The 17,836-nt window shown below is 32.7% G+C and carries 19 protein-coding genes; 3 read left to right on the forward strand and 16 right to left on the reverse strand.

The window, feature by feature from the left end:
* The 5 genes from SIB89_RS02665 to SIB89_RS02685 form a co-directional block, all read right to left on the reverse strand.
* Positions 1-834: a S1 RNA-binding domain-containing protein gene (locus SIB89_RS02665; RefSeq protein WP_412561052.1), complete on the reverse strand. Its 834-nt coding sequence runs from the start codon at positions 832-834 to the stop codon at positions 1-3.
* An 84-nt stretch (positions 835-918) separates the two neighbouring features.
* On the reverse strand, positions 919-1,257 hold the full coding sequence (locus tag SIB89_RS02670; protein ID WP_155087313.1) for a DUF2853 family protein: 339 nt from the start codon (positions 1,255-1,257) through the stop codon (positions 919-921).
* A 105-nt stretch (positions 1,258-1,362) separates the two neighbouring features.
* A complete protein-coding gene (menD, locus tag SIB89_RS02675) occupies positions 1,363-3,123 on the reverse strand; it encodes a 2-succinyl-5-enolpyruvyl-6-hydroxy-3-cyclohexene-1-carboxylate synthase (protein ID WP_273292118.1) in 1,761 nt (586 codons plus the stop codon).
* A gap of 31 nt (positions 3,124-3,154) precedes the next feature.
* The gene (locus tag SIB89_RS02680; protein ID WP_412561053.1) at positions 3,155-4,270 is read right to left on the reverse strand and encodes a chorismate-binding protein; all 1,116 of its coding nucleotides are present in this window, start codon (positions 4,268-4,270) and stop codon (positions 3,155-3,157) included.
* Between the two features lie 3 nt (positions 4,271-4,273).
* Positions 4,274-4,699: a PaaI family thioesterase gene (locus SIB89_RS02685; protein ID WP_412561054.1), complete on the reverse strand. Its 426-nt coding sequence runs from the start codon at positions 4,697-4,699 to the stop codon at positions 4,274-4,276.
* A 53-nt stretch (positions 4,700-4,752) separates the two neighbouring features.
* On the opposite strand from SIB89_RS02685, the gene SIB89_RS02690 reads away from it, so the two are divergent.
* Both SIB89_RS02690 and SIB89_RS02695 read left to right on the forward strand, forming a co-directional pair.
* On the forward strand, positions 4,753-5,406 hold the full coding sequence (locus SIB89_RS02690; RefSeq protein WP_412561055.1) for an alpha/beta hydrolase: 654 nt from the start codon (positions 4,753-4,755) through the stop codon (positions 5,404-5,406).
* 504 nt (positions 5,407-5,910) lie between these two features.
* Positions 5,911-6,483: a GNAT family N-acetyltransferase gene (locus tag SIB89_RS02695; protein WP_412561056.1), complete on the forward strand. Its 573-nt coding sequence runs from the start codon at positions 5,911-5,913 to the stop codon at positions 6,481-6,483.
* Between the two features lies 1 nt (position 6,484).
* Here the strand turns inward: SIB89_RS02695 and SIB89_RS02700 are convergent, their stop codons facing one another.
* The 11 genes from SIB89_RS02700 to SIB89_RS02750 form a co-directional block, all read right to left on the reverse strand.
* The gene (locus SIB89_RS02700; protein ID WP_412561057.1) at positions 6,485-7,768 is read right to left on the reverse strand and encodes a hypothetical protein; all 1,284 of its coding nucleotides are present in this window, start codon (positions 7,766-7,768) and stop codon (positions 6,485-6,487) included.
* 192 nt (positions 7,769-7,960) lie between these two features.
* Positions 7,961-8,284, reverse strand: a complete 324-nt coding sequence (locus SIB89_RS02705) for a YtxH domain-containing protein (protein ID WP_273292105.1) — start codon at positions 8,282-8,284, stop codon at positions 7,961-7,963.
* A 125-nt stretch (positions 8,285-8,409) separates the two neighbouring features.
* Positions 8,410-9,291: a peptidylprolyl isomerase gene (locus SIB89_RS02710; protein ID WP_412561058.1), complete on the reverse strand. Its 882-nt coding sequence runs from the start codon at positions 9,289-9,291 to the stop codon at positions 8,410-8,412.
* 62 nt (positions 9,292-9,353) lie between these two features.
* Entirely contained in the window at positions 9,354-10,112 is a 759-nt protein-coding gene (locus tag SIB89_RS02715; RefSeq protein WP_412561059.1) for a DUF6090 family protein, read from the reverse strand.
* 89 nt (positions 10,113-10,201) lie between these two features.
* Positions 10,202-10,951: a DUF6090 family protein gene (locus SIB89_RS02720; protein ID WP_412561060.1), complete on the reverse strand. Its 750-nt coding sequence runs from the start codon at positions 10,949-10,951 to the stop codon at positions 10,202-10,204.
* Positions 10,944-11,963 (reverse strand): DUF6090 family protein, encoded by a 1,020-nt coding sequence (locus SIB89_RS02725; protein ID WP_412561061.1) that lies wholly within the window; start codon positions 11,961-11,963, stop codon positions 10,944-10,946. The genes SIB89_RS02720 and SIB89_RS02725 overlap by 8 nt, the downstream gene beginning before the upstream one ends.
* Positions 11,964-11,968: 5 nt before the next feature.
* Positions 11,969-12,991, reverse strand: coding sequence for a DUF6090 family protein (locus tag SIB89_RS02730; RefSeq protein ID WP_412561062.1), 1,023 nt, complete (start codon positions 12,989-12,991; stop codon positions 11,969-11,971).
* Between the two features lie 32 nt (positions 12,992-13,023).
* Positions 13,024-13,758 (reverse strand): DUF6090 family protein, encoded by a 735-nt coding sequence (locus tag SIB89_RS02735; protein WP_412561063.1) that lies wholly within the window; start codon positions 13,756-13,758, stop codon positions 13,024-13,026.
* Positions 13,759-13,768: 10 nt separating this feature from the next.
* Positions 13,769-14,782, reverse strand: a complete 1,014-nt coding sequence (locus tag SIB89_RS02740; protein ID WP_412561064.1) for a DUF6090 family protein — start codon at positions 14,780-14,782, stop codon at positions 13,769-13,771.
* Positions 14,783-14,798: 16 nt separating this feature from the next.
* Entirely contained in the window at positions 14,799-15,539 is a 741-nt protein-coding gene (locus SIB89_RS02745) for a DUF6090 family protein (protein WP_412561065.1), read from the reverse strand.
* Positions 15,540-15,543: 4 nt separating this feature from the next.
* Positions 15,544-16,575 (reverse strand): hypothetical protein, encoded by a 1,032-nt coding sequence (locus SIB89_RS02750; RefSeq protein WP_412561066.1) that lies wholly within the window; start codon positions 16,573-16,575, stop codon positions 15,544-15,546.
* Positions 16,576-16,864: 289 nt separating this feature from the next.
* On the opposite strand from SIB89_RS02750, the gene SIB89_RS02755 reads away from it, so the two are divergent.
* Positions 16,865-17,770 (forward strand): AraC family transcriptional regulator, encoded by a 906-nt coding sequence (locus SIB89_RS02755; RefSeq protein WP_412561067.1) that lies wholly within the window; start codon positions 16,865-16,867, stop codon positions 17,768-17,770.
* Positions 17,771-17,836 lie beyond the last annotated feature (66 nt).

Raw genomic sequence — 17,836 nt, forward strand, 5'->3', positions numbered from 1 at the left:
TTAATCAACCAGTCGTATTCCATCTGCTTCAATAGTAATCTGACGCTCTTTGTATAACGACCCTATGGCTTTTTTAAAGCTCTTTTTACTCATTTGTAAGTGCTCCTTTATGTCTTCTGGACTCGATTTATCGTGTAATGGCAAAAAGCCACTGTTGTCTTGCAACTCATTTAATATATGTTCTGCATTTGGCTCTATATTTCTATAGCCTATTTGGCTTAAGGAAATATCCAGCTTATTATCGTGGCGTACTTTCTTCACTATACCTTTTAGTCGATCACCAACACTAATGTCTTTATAAATATCGTCGTTGAATACTAGGCCAAGATGTTTTTTGTTTACGATGACATTCATTCCTATTTCTGAAGGATGCGATACTATTAAATCCACCTCATCAAATTGGGAGACCGTTAATTCCTTGTTGTCTAAAAAATGATTGGTTTTACTCGAAGCTACCAAACGCTCCGTTTCTTCATCTAAATAACAATGTACCAAATACCAGCCACCTGCTTTCATTTTAAAGGCTTGCTCCTTAAATGGGCAGAACAATTCCTTTACCAAACCCCAATCTAAAAAAGCTCCGAAATTAGTTACCTGGTTACAGCGCAATAAAGCAAAATCACCTTTTTTTATATAAGGCGTGTCGGTTGTAGCTACTGGTCGCTCTTCATTATCCAAATACACAAATACCTCAATCTTATCGCCTATTTCAAATTCTTCTGGCACATAACGATTAGGCAAGAGTACCTCACCATCCTCACCATCACCCAAAAACAAACCCGGTTCTGTATCCCTAAGTATTTCTAATGTATTGTATTCGCCTAAATGTATCATGATGCAAAGGTATTGATATTAGTACAAAGAAAAAGCGCTATAATTAAAATTATAACGCTTCTCTTATATTTAAAAATTTATCTATTAGTAAACAGACGCTTTATTAAAATGCTTGCATAATAAGTAATATACTACAGCTCTATATTTGTTTCTGTTAGATTGACCGTAAGTATCCATGACAGACGCAATAGCTTTATCTAAATCAGCGCTATCCTTTAAGCCTAATTTTTTAATTAAATAGTTATTCTTAACCGTTGCCAACTCACTCTCATCAGAACCTGATACTGTAGATGAATCAGCATTATAAATTGAAGGACCTAAACCTACAGTTACTTTGGTCAATAAATCCATATCTGGATTTACACCACATTTTTCCTTTAAATCTGCTGCATATTTTGCAATTAACTCGTCTCTTTTACTCATTGTAATAATTGTTTTAGTTTAAATAAATTGTCTCACTAAAGGTAAGTATTTTTTAGACACATTAAAAACAGACAAGTCACATCTTAGGCAGATTTAACTTTAAGTTTACTTAATAAATTTAAAGTAATCTAGAAGAATTTCATCATTAACAGTTGAAGGAGTAAAAACTTCTAACAATTTAGGTTGACTAGATACTGAATAAAAAGAATCTAAGCTTTCATTTAATGCCGCTTCATTTGACACATTATGATATTCAAAACCATACATTTCACAAAGTTGCTTTGCTGTTAACGGATGTTTGGTTTCAAAATAAGTATCAAAATTTTCCGTGTTTTTATGACCTGGTAAGATTCTAAAGATGCCACCACCTCCGTTATTTATAACTATAATTCTAAAACTGTTAGGTGTGTAATTGTTCCACAAGGCATTACTATCATAAAAGAAGCTCAAATCGCCCGTTATAAAAGTGACACGTTGGTTACTCACAACTGCTGACCCAATGGCTGTACTTGTACTACCATCAATACCACTAGTACCTCTATTACAGAAAACACTAATGTCTTTTCGTAATTGAAATAACTGGGTATATCGAATGGCTGAACTATTACCAACCTGTAACTGACTATCTTTAGGAATACTTTTTAATATCGAATCAAAAGCCTTGAAGTCTGAAAAGGAAATGGTTTTTAAATAAGATTGATGGCGTTTTCGTCGCTTCTCTCGTACAGATAACCAAGACGATTTATAGGTGCTTTTTGTATGGTGTGTTACTTTAGACAAAAATGTTTCTAAAAAAGTATTTGGAGTCAACTGAACATGTTTACTCAAGCTAAAAAAAGTATCATTAGCCCTTAACATATCCACATGCCAGTGATGTTCTGGCTTATACTGTCTCAAGAATGCCTTAATCTTTTTTGAAACGACCAAACCTCCAAAAGTTAAAAGAATATCTGGTTGTAATGCTTTAAATTCTTCGGCCTCTAATGGTGCAATGATTTTATCTATACTTGGGAAAAAATCTGGATGACTTAGATTAGAAGTCGTTTCTGTAAAAACCAAAATGCTGTCATCATCCGCTATCTGCTGAATCCATTGTTCTTCAATAGAATTGGGTTGAAGCACACCTACCAAAATCATTTTACGTTTAGCACTGTGCCATAGATCCAATAAACTATCAATTTCAAAATCATCAATCTTCTCTATTCTGCTTTTTAAATTAAAAGGCTTTGGCTTAATTGTTAACTCCTCAACAGTATCATACAATGGTTCGTCAAAAGGTATGTTTATATGTACAGGAGCAGATTCCAATTTCGCTACAGTTAAAGCATCATGGATTTCGGATTCGTTATAGGTCTGTATATCTTTCTGTAGACCTAAAAAGTACTCGAGTTTGTTTTCTATACTTTTAAGAATCGGCAACTCATCATCTTTATTTCTACGCTTGTTTTCTAGTAAGTCTAATTTTAGGTTTGCATTGTATAAACTATGCTCACCATAAACATTTTTCTGCTTTATGGTTTGCCCATCACCAATACCAATGAGGTGTTTTGGTCTATCAGCAGAAAGTACCACCAACGGTATACGACTGTAATATGCTTCTGAAACTGCAGGATAATAATTCAGTAAAGCACTTCCCGAAGTGCAAACCACAGCAACAGGTTCTTGCAGTTGTTGAGCAATTCCCAATGCGAAAAAAGCGGCACATCGCTCATCAACTAAGCTATAGCATTCAAAAAAATCATCGTGAGTAAACCCAATGGTTAAAGGTGCATTTCTACTTCCTGGAGATATAACAATGTGTTTTATATTATGCGTTTTGCATAAGGTGACTACCGTCTGGGACAAGGGAATTTTAGAATGCTTCATCTAATTGCAAAGGTAAGAAATATCAATGGCTTTATTCCAGTACTTTATTGATCGTTTTGGTCTTGTTTACCGTTTCTTCCCATTCATTTTCAGAATCGGAATCCTTGGTAATTCCACCGCCTACATAAATTAAGGCATCACCATGCTTTATCTGCATGCAACGTAAATTTACATAGAAGTTAGATTGTGTTTTAACTACCGAATAGGCATTATTCTCAACATTCCGTCTATTGGTATTTCTGGTTTTGGAAAGTTTCAAATTCAGCTCACCCAAAAATCCTGTATAATATTCGCGATTATAATGTTCATGATGAAGAATAAATTCTTTTGATGCTTCCTTTGGATAACCACAAACAGCAGGTGTTGGGTGCAAAGCTTCTATGATGGATTTTAAATCTGTTGTGTCATTAATACGACTTGTAACTCTTGATTTTAGATGAAGTAAACTTCCTGCTTTAACCGTTTCCGCCTCTGTTACATTAACTTTACTAGAGTATGGTTCTATTTGTTTCTTAATATAATCTACTACAATTTGCTGTTCTTCTATTTCCTTAGCATTCCAAGAAACTTCTTTTCCAGTTTGCGTTGCTTGCGTACCAGCCAATGCTATGGTTGTTAATTGCTTACCTTCTACCTTAAACAATAATTCTGGCGTGGCACCAAGCCATAAACCAACTTTAGGATGATACCAGCAATAGACCATTGCATTTTTATAGGTATTGAACAGTCGTTTAAAAATGGCTAAAGGATTATTGGTTTGCGTGGCTTTTTTTACTCTTCTAGATAAAACCACCTTTTCTAAATCACCTTTTTTAATAGTCTCTATACCTTTTAAAACTAATGCTAAGTGTTTGTCTTTACTTTGAGCATCAATAGAAGTGATGTTGATTTCTGTTTCTAAGTCGAGATGAGAAGCTTCTAGCGTGTAATGTTGGCAATGTTCCTGAGGTAGAAGAATACTGTCATTATTTAAATCAAATGGTGCAAAGACAAAACCACTTTCTGTAAAATTTGACGTCTTGTGCAGCTTATCATCATGTTGCAACCAACATTTTATAACTGAATTGATTGGTCTGCTATAAACCGCAAATGGTAACTGATTTTTATACTGATTTTCTAGAGTTTCAAAAAATGAATCTACCGTCATCAACTATTTCTTTTTTGGCAGTGAAATGGTTGACAAACGACAAATGGATATTAAGTTATCGGCTTCATCGGTGACTCTAATATCCAAAAGTTGCGTTGTACGTCCCTTATGTAAAAAAGTCGCTCTGGCAAAGACATAGCCTTCACTAATGCTTTTAAGATGATTGGCCGTAATTTCTAACCCTCTGATAAAGTATTTTTCTCTATCTGTAAAAATATGGGAAGCAAAACTACCGACACTTTCGGCTAATGCTGCTGTTGCGCCACCATGCAAAACACCATCGGGTTGGTGCACTTTTGGTGTTACAGGCATTCTCGCCACCAGGAAATCATCTCCATAATCCACTATTTCAATTTCAAGGGTTTCCATTAATGTGTTTTTACTCGCAGCATTAACTTTTGCCAAGAAGTCTTCTTTAGATATTTGCATAGAAAGCAGTATTTTTAAAGTCGTTTACAAAAATACTGAAACTACCAAGAATAATGAATTCCGAAGAAAAAGAAATCACCTACCAAACCAGCAACTCCTACTCTACTTTAAACCAACTTACAGAACATACTAAAAACGTGTGGTTTGTATGTCATGGCATGGGTTATTTAAGTCGCTATTTTCTCAAATATTTTAAAGAATTAAATACTGAAGAAAATTACATCATCGCTCCGCAAGCTCCAAGCAAATACTATATTCAGCCGAAAATGCATGTTGGAGCTAATTGGTTAACGCGAGACAACACCAAAGCCGGAACCAAAAGCATTATGAATTATTTTGATGCCATTTTTGAAGCTGAGGAAATCCCTGAAGATATCAACTTTATTGTTTTTGGCTATTCTCAAGGTGTAAGCGTTGCTATGCGTTATATGGCTAGACGACAGTTGCAATGTCATCAACTGGTGTTGCATTCTGGTGGTATTCCTAAAGAGTTAACAGCGGAAGATTTTGCGTACTTGGATGAGATTCCTGCCTTCGCAGGAATGACAGTAAAATTAATTTATGGTACTAATGATGAGTATTTGGATATAGCACGTATTGAAGAAGAATCTGCTAGAGCTATTAACCTTTTTGGAAATCGTGTTACGATTCTTCCTTTTGAAGGGAAACATGTGGTTAATGTGGAGTATATTAATAATTTGGTTTGAGTTGCAAGTCATTAATAGGTTTGTCATTACGAGGAACGCAGTGACGTGGTAATCTCATCATAATAAAAACCAACCATTAAACAGATTGCCGCGCTGCGCTTTCAATGACGATAAAAGTATAATTAAAGTATTGATTAATTTCTGTTGCTTTTGAATGTCGCACTGAGCACACGCGTTTCTCTAAAGCTTTAGCGTAAGAACAGTCGAAGTGTATTGTATTTAAGAACTTTTTCTTTCATTCATTTTGTCTTGATACACTACTGAGTTTAATACACTGTTTTAAATGAAAGTATATTGCGCAGCAAAATCAAAAAATCAAAACGATCTGTTAGGAAATTGCAAAGCACCATTCGCCAATATATCATGAGTTTATTTTCAATTTATATTTTACCTTTCAATCCTTGAATATAGTTTTAATAGTCTTTTGGGCTCATTATTTCTGAAAATCGTTGCTTCCGACGTTGTCGGAATTTCAAGTCAATAAGAATATTTTAGTTTTGATTTATGAACATACCAACCCTAGAAAACAGTAGAGTAAAACTTAGTCTCTTAGACCTGAGCAACTACAAACATTTAGAATCCATTGCCCAAGAAAAAGATCTCATTTTCTATTCTCCATCAGATATTTCTTCACCAGAAAAACTGAGGGACTATGTACAAGTGGCTGTGGATGGCTATTATCATAAAACCACAATTCCGTTTCTAGTTTATGATAAAGAAAAGCAAGCTTATGCTGGTTCTACGCGTTTTGGACTCATCAACTGGAAGAACAAAGTGTTGCATATCGGTTGGACATGGATAGGACACCGTTTTCAAGGTACAGGACTTAATATTAATATGAAGCTTTTAATGCTAGAATATGCTTTTGAAACTTTGGAATTCGAAAAAGTGGAATTCAGGATTGATGAGCGCAACAAAAAGTCGCGTATAGCTGTGGAAAAATTGGGTGCAACACTTGAAGGCATCTTAAGAAAGGATACTGTGATGAATGATGGTTTTAGGCGTAGTACTTGCTGTTATGGCATTTTAAAAGAAGAATGGAACACCATTAAAGAAAACCTACAGCTCCTAATCTAAATTATTGGTAACATTCAAAGCAGCTCAATAAATCTTTGGGTAAGCTAATATCATCAGATCCATTTAAAGGTTCTGTTACCTTGCCTTGGTCTTGTATAATGTTATGAAATTTAATTGCATATGCCTTTAGATCATTTCTGCGACTCTTTATTTTTTCCAATATGTCATCAGCATCCAAATCCCTGATATGTTGAGGCCAAACGTTTAGAGACTCCTCTAAGGCAGCATCAGTAAGCAATTCTTGTAATGCATTAGCTTCTTGTATAAAGAAATCTTTTGGAGTATTCAGCAGAAAATAACGATCAAACGGATATACATACCCTTCCATATAATCGATATCCTCATCAAAAGGACGCAGTTCTGTTACCACTTCTTTTCGTGATAATATCAATGGAATAATACCTTCTAAATGAAAAAAGGCATTGTCCCTATCACCAGCAATCGGTATCGCTTTATAGATGGAATCCTTTTTTTGAACTGCCCAACCCCATTGTTTGGTGTGTCTGTCCCAATCGCCAATTAACATGTCAAACAATCGGCTTCTTACCAATGCTGGAATATCTACAAGGAGGCTGTCCTTGAGTTCTAATTTCATTTCCTGTAAATCATCAGTCTCTACAATCTCAACAATATCATTGTACTTAGTATAATTGATGTCACTTTCGGTTTCATATTCCAATAAATACAGACGATTGCCATAATCCTCATTAAATTGTTTTAATTTGGGTTGTTTTGGAACAAAAACCATTTGCGGACTTGTATGCAACACATTGGCTTTTTCAGCCAACTCTGCTACTAAGATTGCTGCAAAAGGATGTTGTGCAGAGATACCATCTACAACAATATTTTCTAAGTTTAATGTTTTTAAAAATTCTGGGATTAATTTTTCTGCATCCTTATTAACGCTACGTAAGGTGTAGGTGGCACTATCAGCACCTTTTAGTTTTAGGGAATGCGTCTGTTTGCCTCCACCTTCTTTTAAGATGGTCATGCCACCTTTTAGGGTATCTAAAAACACAATGGGCACTTTTACTTTGGCCGACCAAGCCGCTCTGTATTGTTCTCCTTGAAATAATCTTTTAATATCATCGGCTTTATACAAATCGCTTGGCACCAATTCCACGGAGTCGTAATCCCTAAAGTTGGTGGTTTCTAAATCCTCAATGTTTTGGATAATGGCCTTAGTGTATATCTTGTCCGTACTACCAACCGACCAATATAATAGAAATATAAAAACCGTAACAATGATAAGAAGCGTTACGATGATAATGCGTTTAATTTTCAATGGATACGTAAAATTATAGTGTTAGCTTTCAAGTTATAAAGTTAGGTTTTATAACACTATAATTTTAACCTAAATACGTGATTTTAGAACTGATATGAGTTTATCTAAAATTTACAGTTCTTAAGAATTCATGTATGTAGAAACAATTGTCCTCGCTCGCCTGTCTGCAGACAAGCAGGTAGTGACATAGTGTTAGCTTGTTTGCTGAAGGTTTTTATTCTTTTCCTTAAGAATGGCCAATTGCTTTTCTAAAAAGGTAATGGCTTCTTCGGTTTTATAACTTGCTTTAGAGGCAAAATCCTTTAGGTCTTCCTTAAATTTATCCTTACCAGACTTAGCAGCTTTGGACAGATCGTCTTTAACTTCTGTAAAATCGTCGACCAACTGGTCTTTAATCTCCTTACCTTCTTTTTTGAGTTTGTCTCTGGTAACACTTCCTTTTTCTGGTGCTAAAAGTACACCTGCTGCTGCTCCGATTAGTGCTCCTAAAACGAGCGCTCCTTTAAACTGTATCATGATTTCTCTTTTTTTAAACTTTTGAACTTGTTTTACTTATGTGTCGTGGAAGTTGGTGTTTTGTTACAAACTAGTTACGTTGACAAGTTACACTATAAACAAAACACAAAGCTGAAGAACGTGTTTTAGTCATACAATTTTCTTTTAATCATCCTAGCTGAAATTATACGAATATCATTTATGGGATACTTCTGTTTATTGGTTTCAACCTGTGCAATGCTATCAACAACATTCATCCCATGGACAACTTCACCAAAAACGGTGTAGTTTTGATCTAAACGTGGTACACCTCCAATGGTTTTATAAACGTCTCTATGAGCTTCTTGTACGCTGTATTTTTGCATTTTCTCAAGTTCTACAGTAGTTAAAGAATCTACTTTTTTTTGTAGCACAAGAAGTTCGGTAATATCATCTTCGCTTGCTTCCTCGTCTGGTAATGCGATTAGTTTTTGATATTTAGAAAATTCTTGCTTAAATTCTGGTTGATTAAAAACACTGTTCTTAGCCGTTAAAAAATTAATCTTTTCTGTGTGATTATCTATAGTGCTATCCGTTTGTTTTCCTGTTTGGATGATGTAAAACTGGAAACCACTGGATAAACGAGTTGGATTCATAATATCTCGATTTCTCGCCGCGCCCAAAGCACCACGCTTATGAAAAAGGTTGTTGTTGAACTCAGCTTCAATTGTATATGATAATTCTGGATCACCTTTAGGATTATAGGTTTGTGACATTTTACTCGTTGGGTTCCCAGCCTGAATGACATAATCATTTATTACCCGATGAAAAGCAATACCATCATAAAATTTTTGATTCACTAACTTGATAAAGTTATTGCGATGCTTTGGTGTTTCATCAGATAAACGCAAAATAATTGTACCAAAGTCGGTTATCATCTCAACATCTTTAGTTAGGTCACTTTGTTTTACGCCTTCTTCTATTTCCTTGTCACATCCAAGAACAGCGAGGATTAAAAACCCTATGAGACATTTTGTAAAAACTTTCATAATAATAATGTTTTGAGTTTTTTAAGTTTTCCTATAGCTGCAAAGACTTATCAATGCTTTCGTTATTTCTCTTTATCTAGTATTTCTTTTGTTTTCTCTAAAATTCTATTCAACTCTTGATATAATAATGATAATTCAATCGCATATAATAATCTTGAATCGATTAGATTTTCAAATTCTAAATCCATAGCTATATCGCGATAGTTATTTTCTTCTAATTTAGAATGCCCTATTTGTTTTCTGTAATTTTCTAAAAGATTAGATTTATTGCTTCTTTTATTAACATTTTTGTAAATATAAGGCACCAAAAAATTGTTGTTATCTTCATTAGCTATTGATTCACGTTCTTTAATCAAATCGACAAAAGATAATAATTTATAAATCATCAATTTCAATGAGTCATTTTCTATTAAAGAAATTTCTCCATTATCTAGCGCCTCGTTAATTGTATTCATATCAAGAATTATATAATAATCTTTTGTTGAATAAAAAATCAAACTGTCTGCTTTAATTTTATTCGAATCTCCTAGCGTTTCTCCAAGCATTGAGATTAGAGCGCCCATTCTTTTAGTTTGCAATTTTGAACTTTCTACTTCCCCTTTGGTAATGTCAATATTTTGAGAAATTTGATTTTTCAACCTAACAATCAGATTTCTGTTCTTGACATTTTGTTTTTCAGTTTCATTCCAATTATTAATACTTAAGGCTATCAATATTCCAATAACTACCAGAACAATTTCACCAATGGCATAAAGCAGATACTTGCTGATTTTATTTTCAGTCAGTAATTTTTGTCGAATATTTCGGAAGAACTTTATCATTAGAGGTTGGTTTTTCTTAATGTTTAATAATTAATTAAATATCATTGACTTCTAATTATATTGAACTATTATGAAATTATTGAAATCCTTTAAGTTTCTGATTTTTGAAGCTCTTTGCCTAATGGTGTTAGTAGTCTATTAATATAAATTAATTGTCTGTTAAGTAGTTCTTTATAACGTCTTGATAATTGGATTTGCTGATACATCAAACGTTTTAGGGCGGTTCTCTTTTCAGTTGTATTTAAGGTTACTGATTCTGATATAAAAAAGGTTTTATCTTGGGCTACAATGTCTAAATCCAATAGTTTTTCCAATAACATACCTTTCTTTTCAAATACTAAATCACTTCTCTTTTCATCTCCAAAGAATTCGGTTCTTGGGAAAGAAAGCTCATAGGTTCTAACAATTAAACTTCGTAAAGAATCATTCTTAATGTATTCTAGACCTTTTGATTTTAAAGTCTCATAGGCTCCTTTGTCATAATTTATTTTATTATCCAAACAGGATTGATTTAAGTTATACATAAAAACTGAGTCCGTTTCAATCTTTCCGCTGTTTAAAAAAGAGAGTATATAGTTGATGGCGTTATCTCTTCTTTTTACGTTGGTCATTATGTTGTCATTATTTTGAGCATCTCGTTTTAATGAAGTATATATTTCTGTAAGCGCCTGGATTTCATAGACCCTATCTTTTCTATATTCATTCTGGGTATTGATCTGTAAGGCAATTAAAATACCGATAACCACTAAAATGATTTCGCCAATAGCATATTTAAAGTACTTGGTGGTTTTTCCCTGATTCATAAGGTTATATCTAATTCTCCTAAAGAATTTAATCATTAGCAATTACTTTAGTTATGTTATCAGTTCCATTAGTCCAACCTATAACTTTGTTTGATTTATCTCTTTTAAAAGTTAAAACCCGCCCATTATTATGGTTTTTTAATATATCTTTTGAAACGAAAGATAGTATAGCTGAAGGGCTATCATTAATATATATAAACAAAAAGCCATTGATTTCCTTTACAATAAGTTCATTGCCATTAGAAAATAAATAGTTGCCTAAATAATCGGATTTAACACTATCAAAACCATCGGCATTTTTCGGAAAAAAACTAGGTAATGGGCTCGTGTCATTTATTACCTTTTTTAATGTAAGGAATAAGGGTAAACCCTGTTGATAAAAGTGTTTAACAGAACGTGAAAAGTTTTCAATCCCATACCTTTTGTACAACCGCACTTCGTTTTTGTAAATTGGATTATTTACTGAATATTGCCGTCTTTTTTCATTGCTAACAGAATCTATTTGACTATACCAAGGAAAATTGAGTGCGTAACGTGTTCTTGTACTTTCAACAATATTTGAAAATACTTTCAAATTAGCTTCTATCCTCTCCGCAGTTATGATATATTGTCGATTTAAATCAGCTATAAGTTGTTCATATTCACTAGGTATATTATCAGTGTTTTCCATTAATGCGTTGTATCCCATATCTGTGACGTAGAATCCTGTATGACCGAAAAATAAAATATCTGGAATTACATTATTTTTATAATCTGACACCGAATATTTACCATTTATAATATTAGAACCAAGAGTGTCCTTTTTATTATAAAAGTCAATAACTCCCTGAGCTACTTTAAGATCAACTTCAAGGTCATTAAAAACATTTATTAATAACTTATTGAATTTGATTTTCGATTTTTTGTTTTCATTCCATGTATTTACTTGTAATGCTAGCAGAATCCCAATCATTACTAAAACAATTTCACCAATGGCATATTTTAAGTATTTGCCTGTTTTGTTTTGCGCCATAAGGTTGTATCTTATTTTTCGGAAGAATTTTATCATAACTCTTATTTGATTTTTTTAAATTCCCGTCTTTGGCTACCATTAGATACAATAAACCCAATAACTTCGTTTTTTGAGTTATATGATAATTCACCAAAAAGATGAGTCCTCATCATAAATGTGTGTTTTGAATCTGGATAAAAATTAAACACAAATTGATTTTCGGGGTTACTATTACTATAACTTATGCTTAGCAATTTGTTATTCGCTCTTATAATCTCATGCGTACGAATACCATTAGTATACGTGCCTAAGTAATGGTCGTAAGCTTTCGAGTTTTTTATTATAGTGGTATCCTTTACTATTTTGAGATAATTTGATAATTCTTCATAAGTATCTAAGGCGTTTCGTCTAAATATATTAGTATATCTTTTGTAATTATTTAGATTTATAATTTGAAAATTTGCTACCAGGTTTAAATATGTAGAATCTGTGAGTAAATAGTTTATGGCTTCATCATTTAATTGATTGTTCATAATCATATTGTAATACCATTTTTTTTCGTTCTTATAGTTCTTAAAATACTCTAAAACTAAATTTGTTGTAATGTCATCCGTAAGATCAACTCGTTTTTTGTTGGTACCGTAAATTTCTTTTAGTTTAGAAATAATTGAATCTTGCTCTTTGGTGAAATCATCTTGTTTATCCATTAAATTTTTAAAGGCATCATCTGCTATTTCAACAGCCTCTTGACTCAATATAATAAATGCAGACATGCTTTTATTTGTGTAGTATTCATAATTAACATTTCTATTAACTACATCAAAAACTAGTTTGTCTTTACTTCTATATTGCTCAATGACATTATTTGCCTTTCCTATATTAAAAGCTAGTTCTTTATGAATCTGTTGCAATAAGGTTTTGGATTTTTCGGCAGCTTTTCTATCCTCGTTCCAATTATTAATTGAGAGCGCAATTAAAATACCAATCACCACAAGTACAATTTCTCCTACAGCGTATTTAAAGTACTTTGATGTTTTACTTTGTGCCATGAGATTGTATCTAATTTGGCGAAAAAACTTTATCATTATCCATTGCTTTAATTATGCCAGCATATTGGCTATTCTATATGGTATTCTGTTTTAATTTTATCCATTAAAATGGTGCCTCGAGTTTTAAATTTATTCAACAATCTACTATAGGCTCTGTGCGATCTAGAATATGCAAAAAAATGACTTTTAAATAAGTCATCTTCAAAAATCATATCTACAAAGGTGGATCTATTATTGTTTATCCTATAATCTACTCGTATTCCTTTATATTGGATATGACTCGTTAATTCACTAAACTTATTAGTTAGAAATTTCTCATCTATTTCGATTTCAAATAGAAGTTGACTATATAACAATGACAAGGCTTCAGATAACTCATTATTAAGCTCGTAATTAAGCTCTATTTTAGATTCGAGCACACGTACTCCTGTGTCAATAATCTTAATGTCTGGGAAACCAGTTGTTGAAAAAAAATATTTTTGAAAATAATCAGTGTTTGTTAATAGGGAGTCTCGATTAACCTCTTCTCTAATAATCCGATCCATTAAAAAAAACCTGGCTTCCATGACTGCAACGTCGCGTTCAATTTCTTTAGAAGAATTTTCAAAGTCTTTAACAATACGTGCATATATATTTCTAATTTGATTCTTTTCTTTCTGCTTCTCGTTCCAATTATTAATAGAAAGTGCTATTAAAATCCCAATCACTACAAGTACAATTTCGCCTATGGCGTATTTAAAGTATTTGGATGTTTTGTTTTGTTCCATGAGCTTGTATCTAATTCGTCTAAAGAATTTTATCATAAGACTTTATTTAATTTTTTTTCCAAGTTATCTTTCGACCACCTCTATAGAAATTCATTCCTTTGACTTTGTTATCATCATCATAGGTTAAATTGCCATAGTATTGCTTATTCGTAAAAAGGGTTTTAGAATCAAGATATAGTGGAAGTTTTTCAATCTTAGTAGAATCGTTATTGTCAATTACAGTTTGTATGAAATGATTACCCTCCTCTTTAATGTGCAACGTAGAATTATCACTAGTATATGTTCCCAAATAATGTCTATAGCCAGTCAAATCTTTTACTATCGCTGTATCAGGAGGTATGTTTAAATGATGACTTAATTGAGCGTAGGTTATTATGGCGCTTTCTCTGAATTTTTTTACACCATTATTTTGCTGAGCAGAACCAATTGTATAAAAGTATGTAGCATCATTTATATATTCAGGATCAGTGAGGAAATAGTCAACCATATCGTCACTTATTGACTGGTAACTAATAAAGTTAGGGTACCATGGCTGTTCGTTTTTGTATTTTTTATGCAAATCAAAGATGAATTCATAAATCTCAGTATCCAAAAAGTCTACCTCTCCTTTAAAATTACTGTAGACGAGCTTTAATTTAGAGAGCAAGTCATCTTGCTCTTGGGTTAATTTTTCGTCGGAATTCAATAATTTTTGAAATGTATCATCAGAAAGTTCTACTGCATTGCCACTAAATAATAAATATGCATAACCATCAAGTTTGTAATTATCTTTAGTCGCTTTTTTATTAATTATTCTATAGTAGCAATAGTTCTGAAATCTAAAATAGGCGACCTTAGCATTTGCCTTTTCTATATTAAATTTAAGTTCCTTAAGTGTATTTCTAAATAATAGATTTGTATAATCTGCAGCTTTACGTTCTTCATTCTTATTGTTAATGGAAAGCGCTATTAATATACCTATCACAACCAAAATGATTTCACCAACAGCGTAGAGCAAGTACTTCCCAACTTTGTTTGTGTTGAGTAAGTTTTGACGGATTTTTCGGAAGAATTTTAGCATTAGTTAGGTGCGTTTATTAATTTGTTTTTAGTGCATCAATTTCAATTTTAATATTATCAGCAACTTTTAAAGCAGCTTCTAATGTTTTCCTATGTATATATAAAAGTTGATATTTACCTCCTCTACTACTATTAATATGATAAAGTATGTTATCACTATGCTCTAAAAACTTTTTATAAGATAAGCTAGTCATTGTCAAATCTGTTCCATCATATCCAAAATAGGGTCCAATTTCACGACTTAAAATGTTGCTATAATCAATATTTTCAGTATTGTTTACTAATAAGGATAGGAACTCATAATCAAACTCATATAGATTATTAATGTCATCTCTTAAGGTCTCATTAGAGATAATGGATAGGCCTTTTTGTTTAGCTTCTTGAAAATGAGAATCATGTAAAATAATGAACGATTTACTAACTGTGATGTAATGTAGTTCGGCTATAAAATTTTTATTTAATTCTTTTTTGTTTAATATATGGTCGATTAAAAAACTAACTGTTTCTATCCCATTTCTAGTTCCACGAATATTGGTATTTAAATCGATGGTGTCCCTTAAAATGTCTTTTCTAATACCTTCTAAAATATCGATTTCAACAATTCTTTGCTTTCTTAATTCGTTTTGGTTGTTTAATTGGAGTGCTATTAAAATGCCAATAACAACTAATAAAACCTCTCCAATAGCATATAGTAAATACTTGCCAATTTTATTTTTGTTCAGTAAGTTTTGACGGATTTTCCTAAAGAATTTTATCATAACTCTAAGGATTTAGTTTGGTATAGGTAACCGGAATATGACCTTCGTGAATAGTCATGGTGATATTATCTCCTGAATTACTTTTATTAAAGGTAAACACACCACCAATAGGATTAGCACTTGAAAACTTACTTTCAGAACTAATATGAATTAATCCATCTTCTTGCAATGGATGTTCTCTATTTACTATTAAAAAGCCATCATTGTTGATTGTTATCTCTGCTTTAGATTCATGGTTTGTGCTTCTAACATAGCTACCAACATAATGGTTTAGCACTTCCTCATCAGTAATAAAATCAAGTGAGTCTGTCATTTTGTTTAAGACAGATGCTATTTCCTCATAACACCTAACTGCATGTGCTCTATAAAACAAAATTGTTCTTCTATGATTTCTAATAACTATACCATGATATTTTTTAACTCTATTTTTATAGCGATAATCATTAAGTCTATACATTATGGCCTCTGTACTTTTTTTATGATCTGGTTCGGTATACCAAGGCTTTTCTGCAAGAATATCATTAGATTCAATAACATGGTCGTTCAGTCGTTTATTAAAACGTTCTACTGATTGCCTTCTGGTACCATGCAACTCATTCAAAAAAGAAACGGATTGACTATATTTTTCTGGAATGGCATCAATGTTACTCATTAAAACTTTATGAGCATTATCGGATGGGGTGTAAAAACCCATTGTTAAGGCTGCTCGCCATATAGGATCACTATCTTCTTTAGCATAGTCTTTATAAGTTAAGTCTGTGTTTAGCACTAAGCTTAGTAAAGAGTCCTTTCTTTGATAGATGTCAATATACGCTGTGCTTCTACTTATATCTGTTTCTAAATCTTTAAGTACGTCTTCAAAAATGGCATCGATTTTAGCTTCTGCTTTTTTTTGTTCGCTACGTTGGTTAAGATTTAAGGCAATGAGAATACCAACAATTACAAGTATGATTTCACCTAAGGCATAGAGTAAGTACTTCCCTATTTTGTTCTTGGTAAGTAGTTCTTTTCTAATAGTTCTAAAAAACTTAATCATAGCTTTTATTTTACTATTAAGTAAGTCCGCAAACGGCCATCTCAATCAAAGGTCTACCAGACCTCTGATTTTGTATGAACAAAATTCTGTTTCGATATTGAAAGAACTTTAGCATGAGGAAGTTGATTGATTCCTTTAAAGGTAGGTTAATTAATCGACAACCACACTATATAATTAACTCTAACTTTTTGATAATGAGTTTATTCTAATGATTCACACCTATAGTGCTTTTATTTTATAGACAATTGCGCAAGATTGGAAAAGTAAAACACAAACAATACCTTTAGTTTTGTTATCCATAAACGATAGACCAATGGCAGAGCGACCAAAAGCAAAACAGCGTTATCTGGAAAACCTAAACTGTGTATTGGATTATATACATAACCATTTAGATGCTAAAATTGATATTGCACATTTGGCAGAGTTGTCCCATTTTTCAAAATATCATTTTCATCGTATCACTCGTGCTTTGTTGGGTGAGCCTTTGGGTGCTTATATTACACGAGCTCGTGTTGAGGCTGCAGCAAAACTCATTCGCTATTCGGATAATTCCATTGAAGACATTGCGTATAGTGTAGGTTTTGAAACTCCGTCTTCCCTATCTAAAGCGTTTAAAAATCATTTTGGCATTACGCCAAGCCAACATCGTAACAAAAAAGAAATAACTTGTGCTGAGCGCAGTCGAAGTATCAAAAAACAGAACATCATGAAAACAGAACTCAACATTAAAAAACCAAAAATTCAAGAGCTAGAAGATCAACAATGTTTGTACTATACTATGTATGGCGCTTATCAAGATCTAGACTATGGTTTGGCATGGGAAAAACTTTGGGCAGAGGTAAAAGCACAGCAATTGTTTACCAAAGGTATTCGCCATATTGGCTTGCCTCACGATGATCCAAAGATTACGGAACCTAACAAAATCCGTTACGATGCGTGTTTAATTATTTATAAAGATGCTAAACCCAATGGAGATGTTGGTGTAAAAACGCTAAAAGGTGGAAAGTTTGCCACTTTTCTTTATCAAGGCAGTTACAAACACTTTGCAGACGTCTATGACTATATGTTTAATGAATGGTTGCTCCAAACGGACTATGAGTTAAGAGATGCTCCTTGCAGAGAAAAATATATCAGTGATGCCAGACGTGTAGCCGAAGAGAAATTAAAAACTGAGTTTTATATTCCGATAAAGTAACCGCCTGTGTCAGTTTGAGCGCAGTCAAAAACCTCGTGTTATAAGTGATTTGATATTTTGACTTCG

Source organism: Winogradskyella sp. MIT101101 (assembly GCF_047126865.1).
Taxonomy (GTDB): Bacteria; Bacteroidota; Bacteroidia; order Flavobacteriales; family Flavobacteriaceae; genus Winogradskyella; species Winogradskyella ouciana.

Bases quoted from the DNA above. Each gene is read 5' to 3' on its own strand.
- SIB89_RS02705 (WP_273292105.1), bottom strand. From the start codon at position 8,284: ATGATACAGTTTAAAGGAGCGCTCGTTTTAGGAGCACTAATCGGAGCA.
- SIB89_RS02750 (WP_412561066.1), bottom strand. From the start codon at position 16,575: ATGATTAAGTTTTTTAGAACTATTAGAAAAGAACTACTTACCAAGAAC.
- SIB89_RS02740 (WP_412561064.1), bottom strand. From the start codon at position 14,782: ATGCTAAAATTCTTCCGAAAAATCCGTCAAAACTTACTCAACACAAAC.
- SIB89_RS02720 (WP_412561060.1), bottom strand. From the start codon at position 10,951: ATGATTAAATTCTTTAGGAGAATTAGATATAACCTTATGAATCAGGGA.
- SIB89_RS02735 (WP_412561063.1), bottom strand. From the start codon at position 13,758: ATGATAAAATTCTTTAGACGAATTAGATACAAGCTCATGGAACAAAAC.
- SIB89_RS02695 (WP_412561056.1), top strand. From the start codon at position 5,911: ATGAACATACCAACCCTAGAAAACAGTAGAGTAAAACTTAGTCTCTTA.
- menD (WP_273292118.1), bottom strand. From the start codon at position 3,123: ATGAAGCATTCTAAAATTCCCTTGTCCCAGACGGTAGTCACCTTATGC.
- SIB89_RS02730 (WP_412561062.1), bottom strand. From the start codon at position 12,991: ATGATAAAGTTTTTTCGCCAAATTAGATACAATCTCATGGCACAAAGT.
- SIB89_RS02665 (WP_412561052.1), bottom strand. From the start codon at position 834: ATGATACATTTAGGCGAATACAATACATTAGAAATACTTAGGGATACA.
- SIB89_RS02715 (WP_412561059.1), bottom strand. From the start codon at position 10,112: ATGATAAAGTTCTTCCGAAATATTCGACAAAAATTACTGACTGAAAAT.
- SIB89_RS02725 (WP_412561061.1), bottom strand. From the start codon at position 11,963: ATGATAAAATTCTTCCGAAAAATAAGATACAACCTTATGGCGCAAAAC.
- SIB89_RS02690 (WP_412561055.1), top strand. From the start codon at position 4,753: ATGAATTCCGAAGAAAAAGAAATCACCTACCAAACCAGCAACTCCTAC.
- SIB89_RS02685 (WP_412561054.1), bottom strand. From the start codon at position 4,699: ATGCAAATATCTAAAGAAGACTTCTTGGCAAAAGTTAATGCTGCGAGT.
- SIB89_RS02680 (WP_412561053.1), bottom strand. From the start codon at position 4,270: ATGACGGTAGATTCATTTTTTGAAACTCTAGAAAATCAGTATAAAAAT.
- SIB89_RS02710 (WP_412561058.1), bottom strand. From the start codon at position 9,291: ATGAAAGTTTTTACAAAATGTCTCATAGGGTTTTTAATCCTCGCTGTT.
- SIB89_RS02670 (WP_155087313.1), bottom strand. From the start codon at position 1,257: ATGAGTAAAAGAGACGAGTTAATTGCAAAATATGCAGCAGATTTAAAG.
- SIB89_RS02745 (WP_412561065.1), bottom strand. From the start codon at position 15,539: ATGATAAAATTCTTTAGGAAAATCCGTCAAAACTTACTGAACAAAAAT.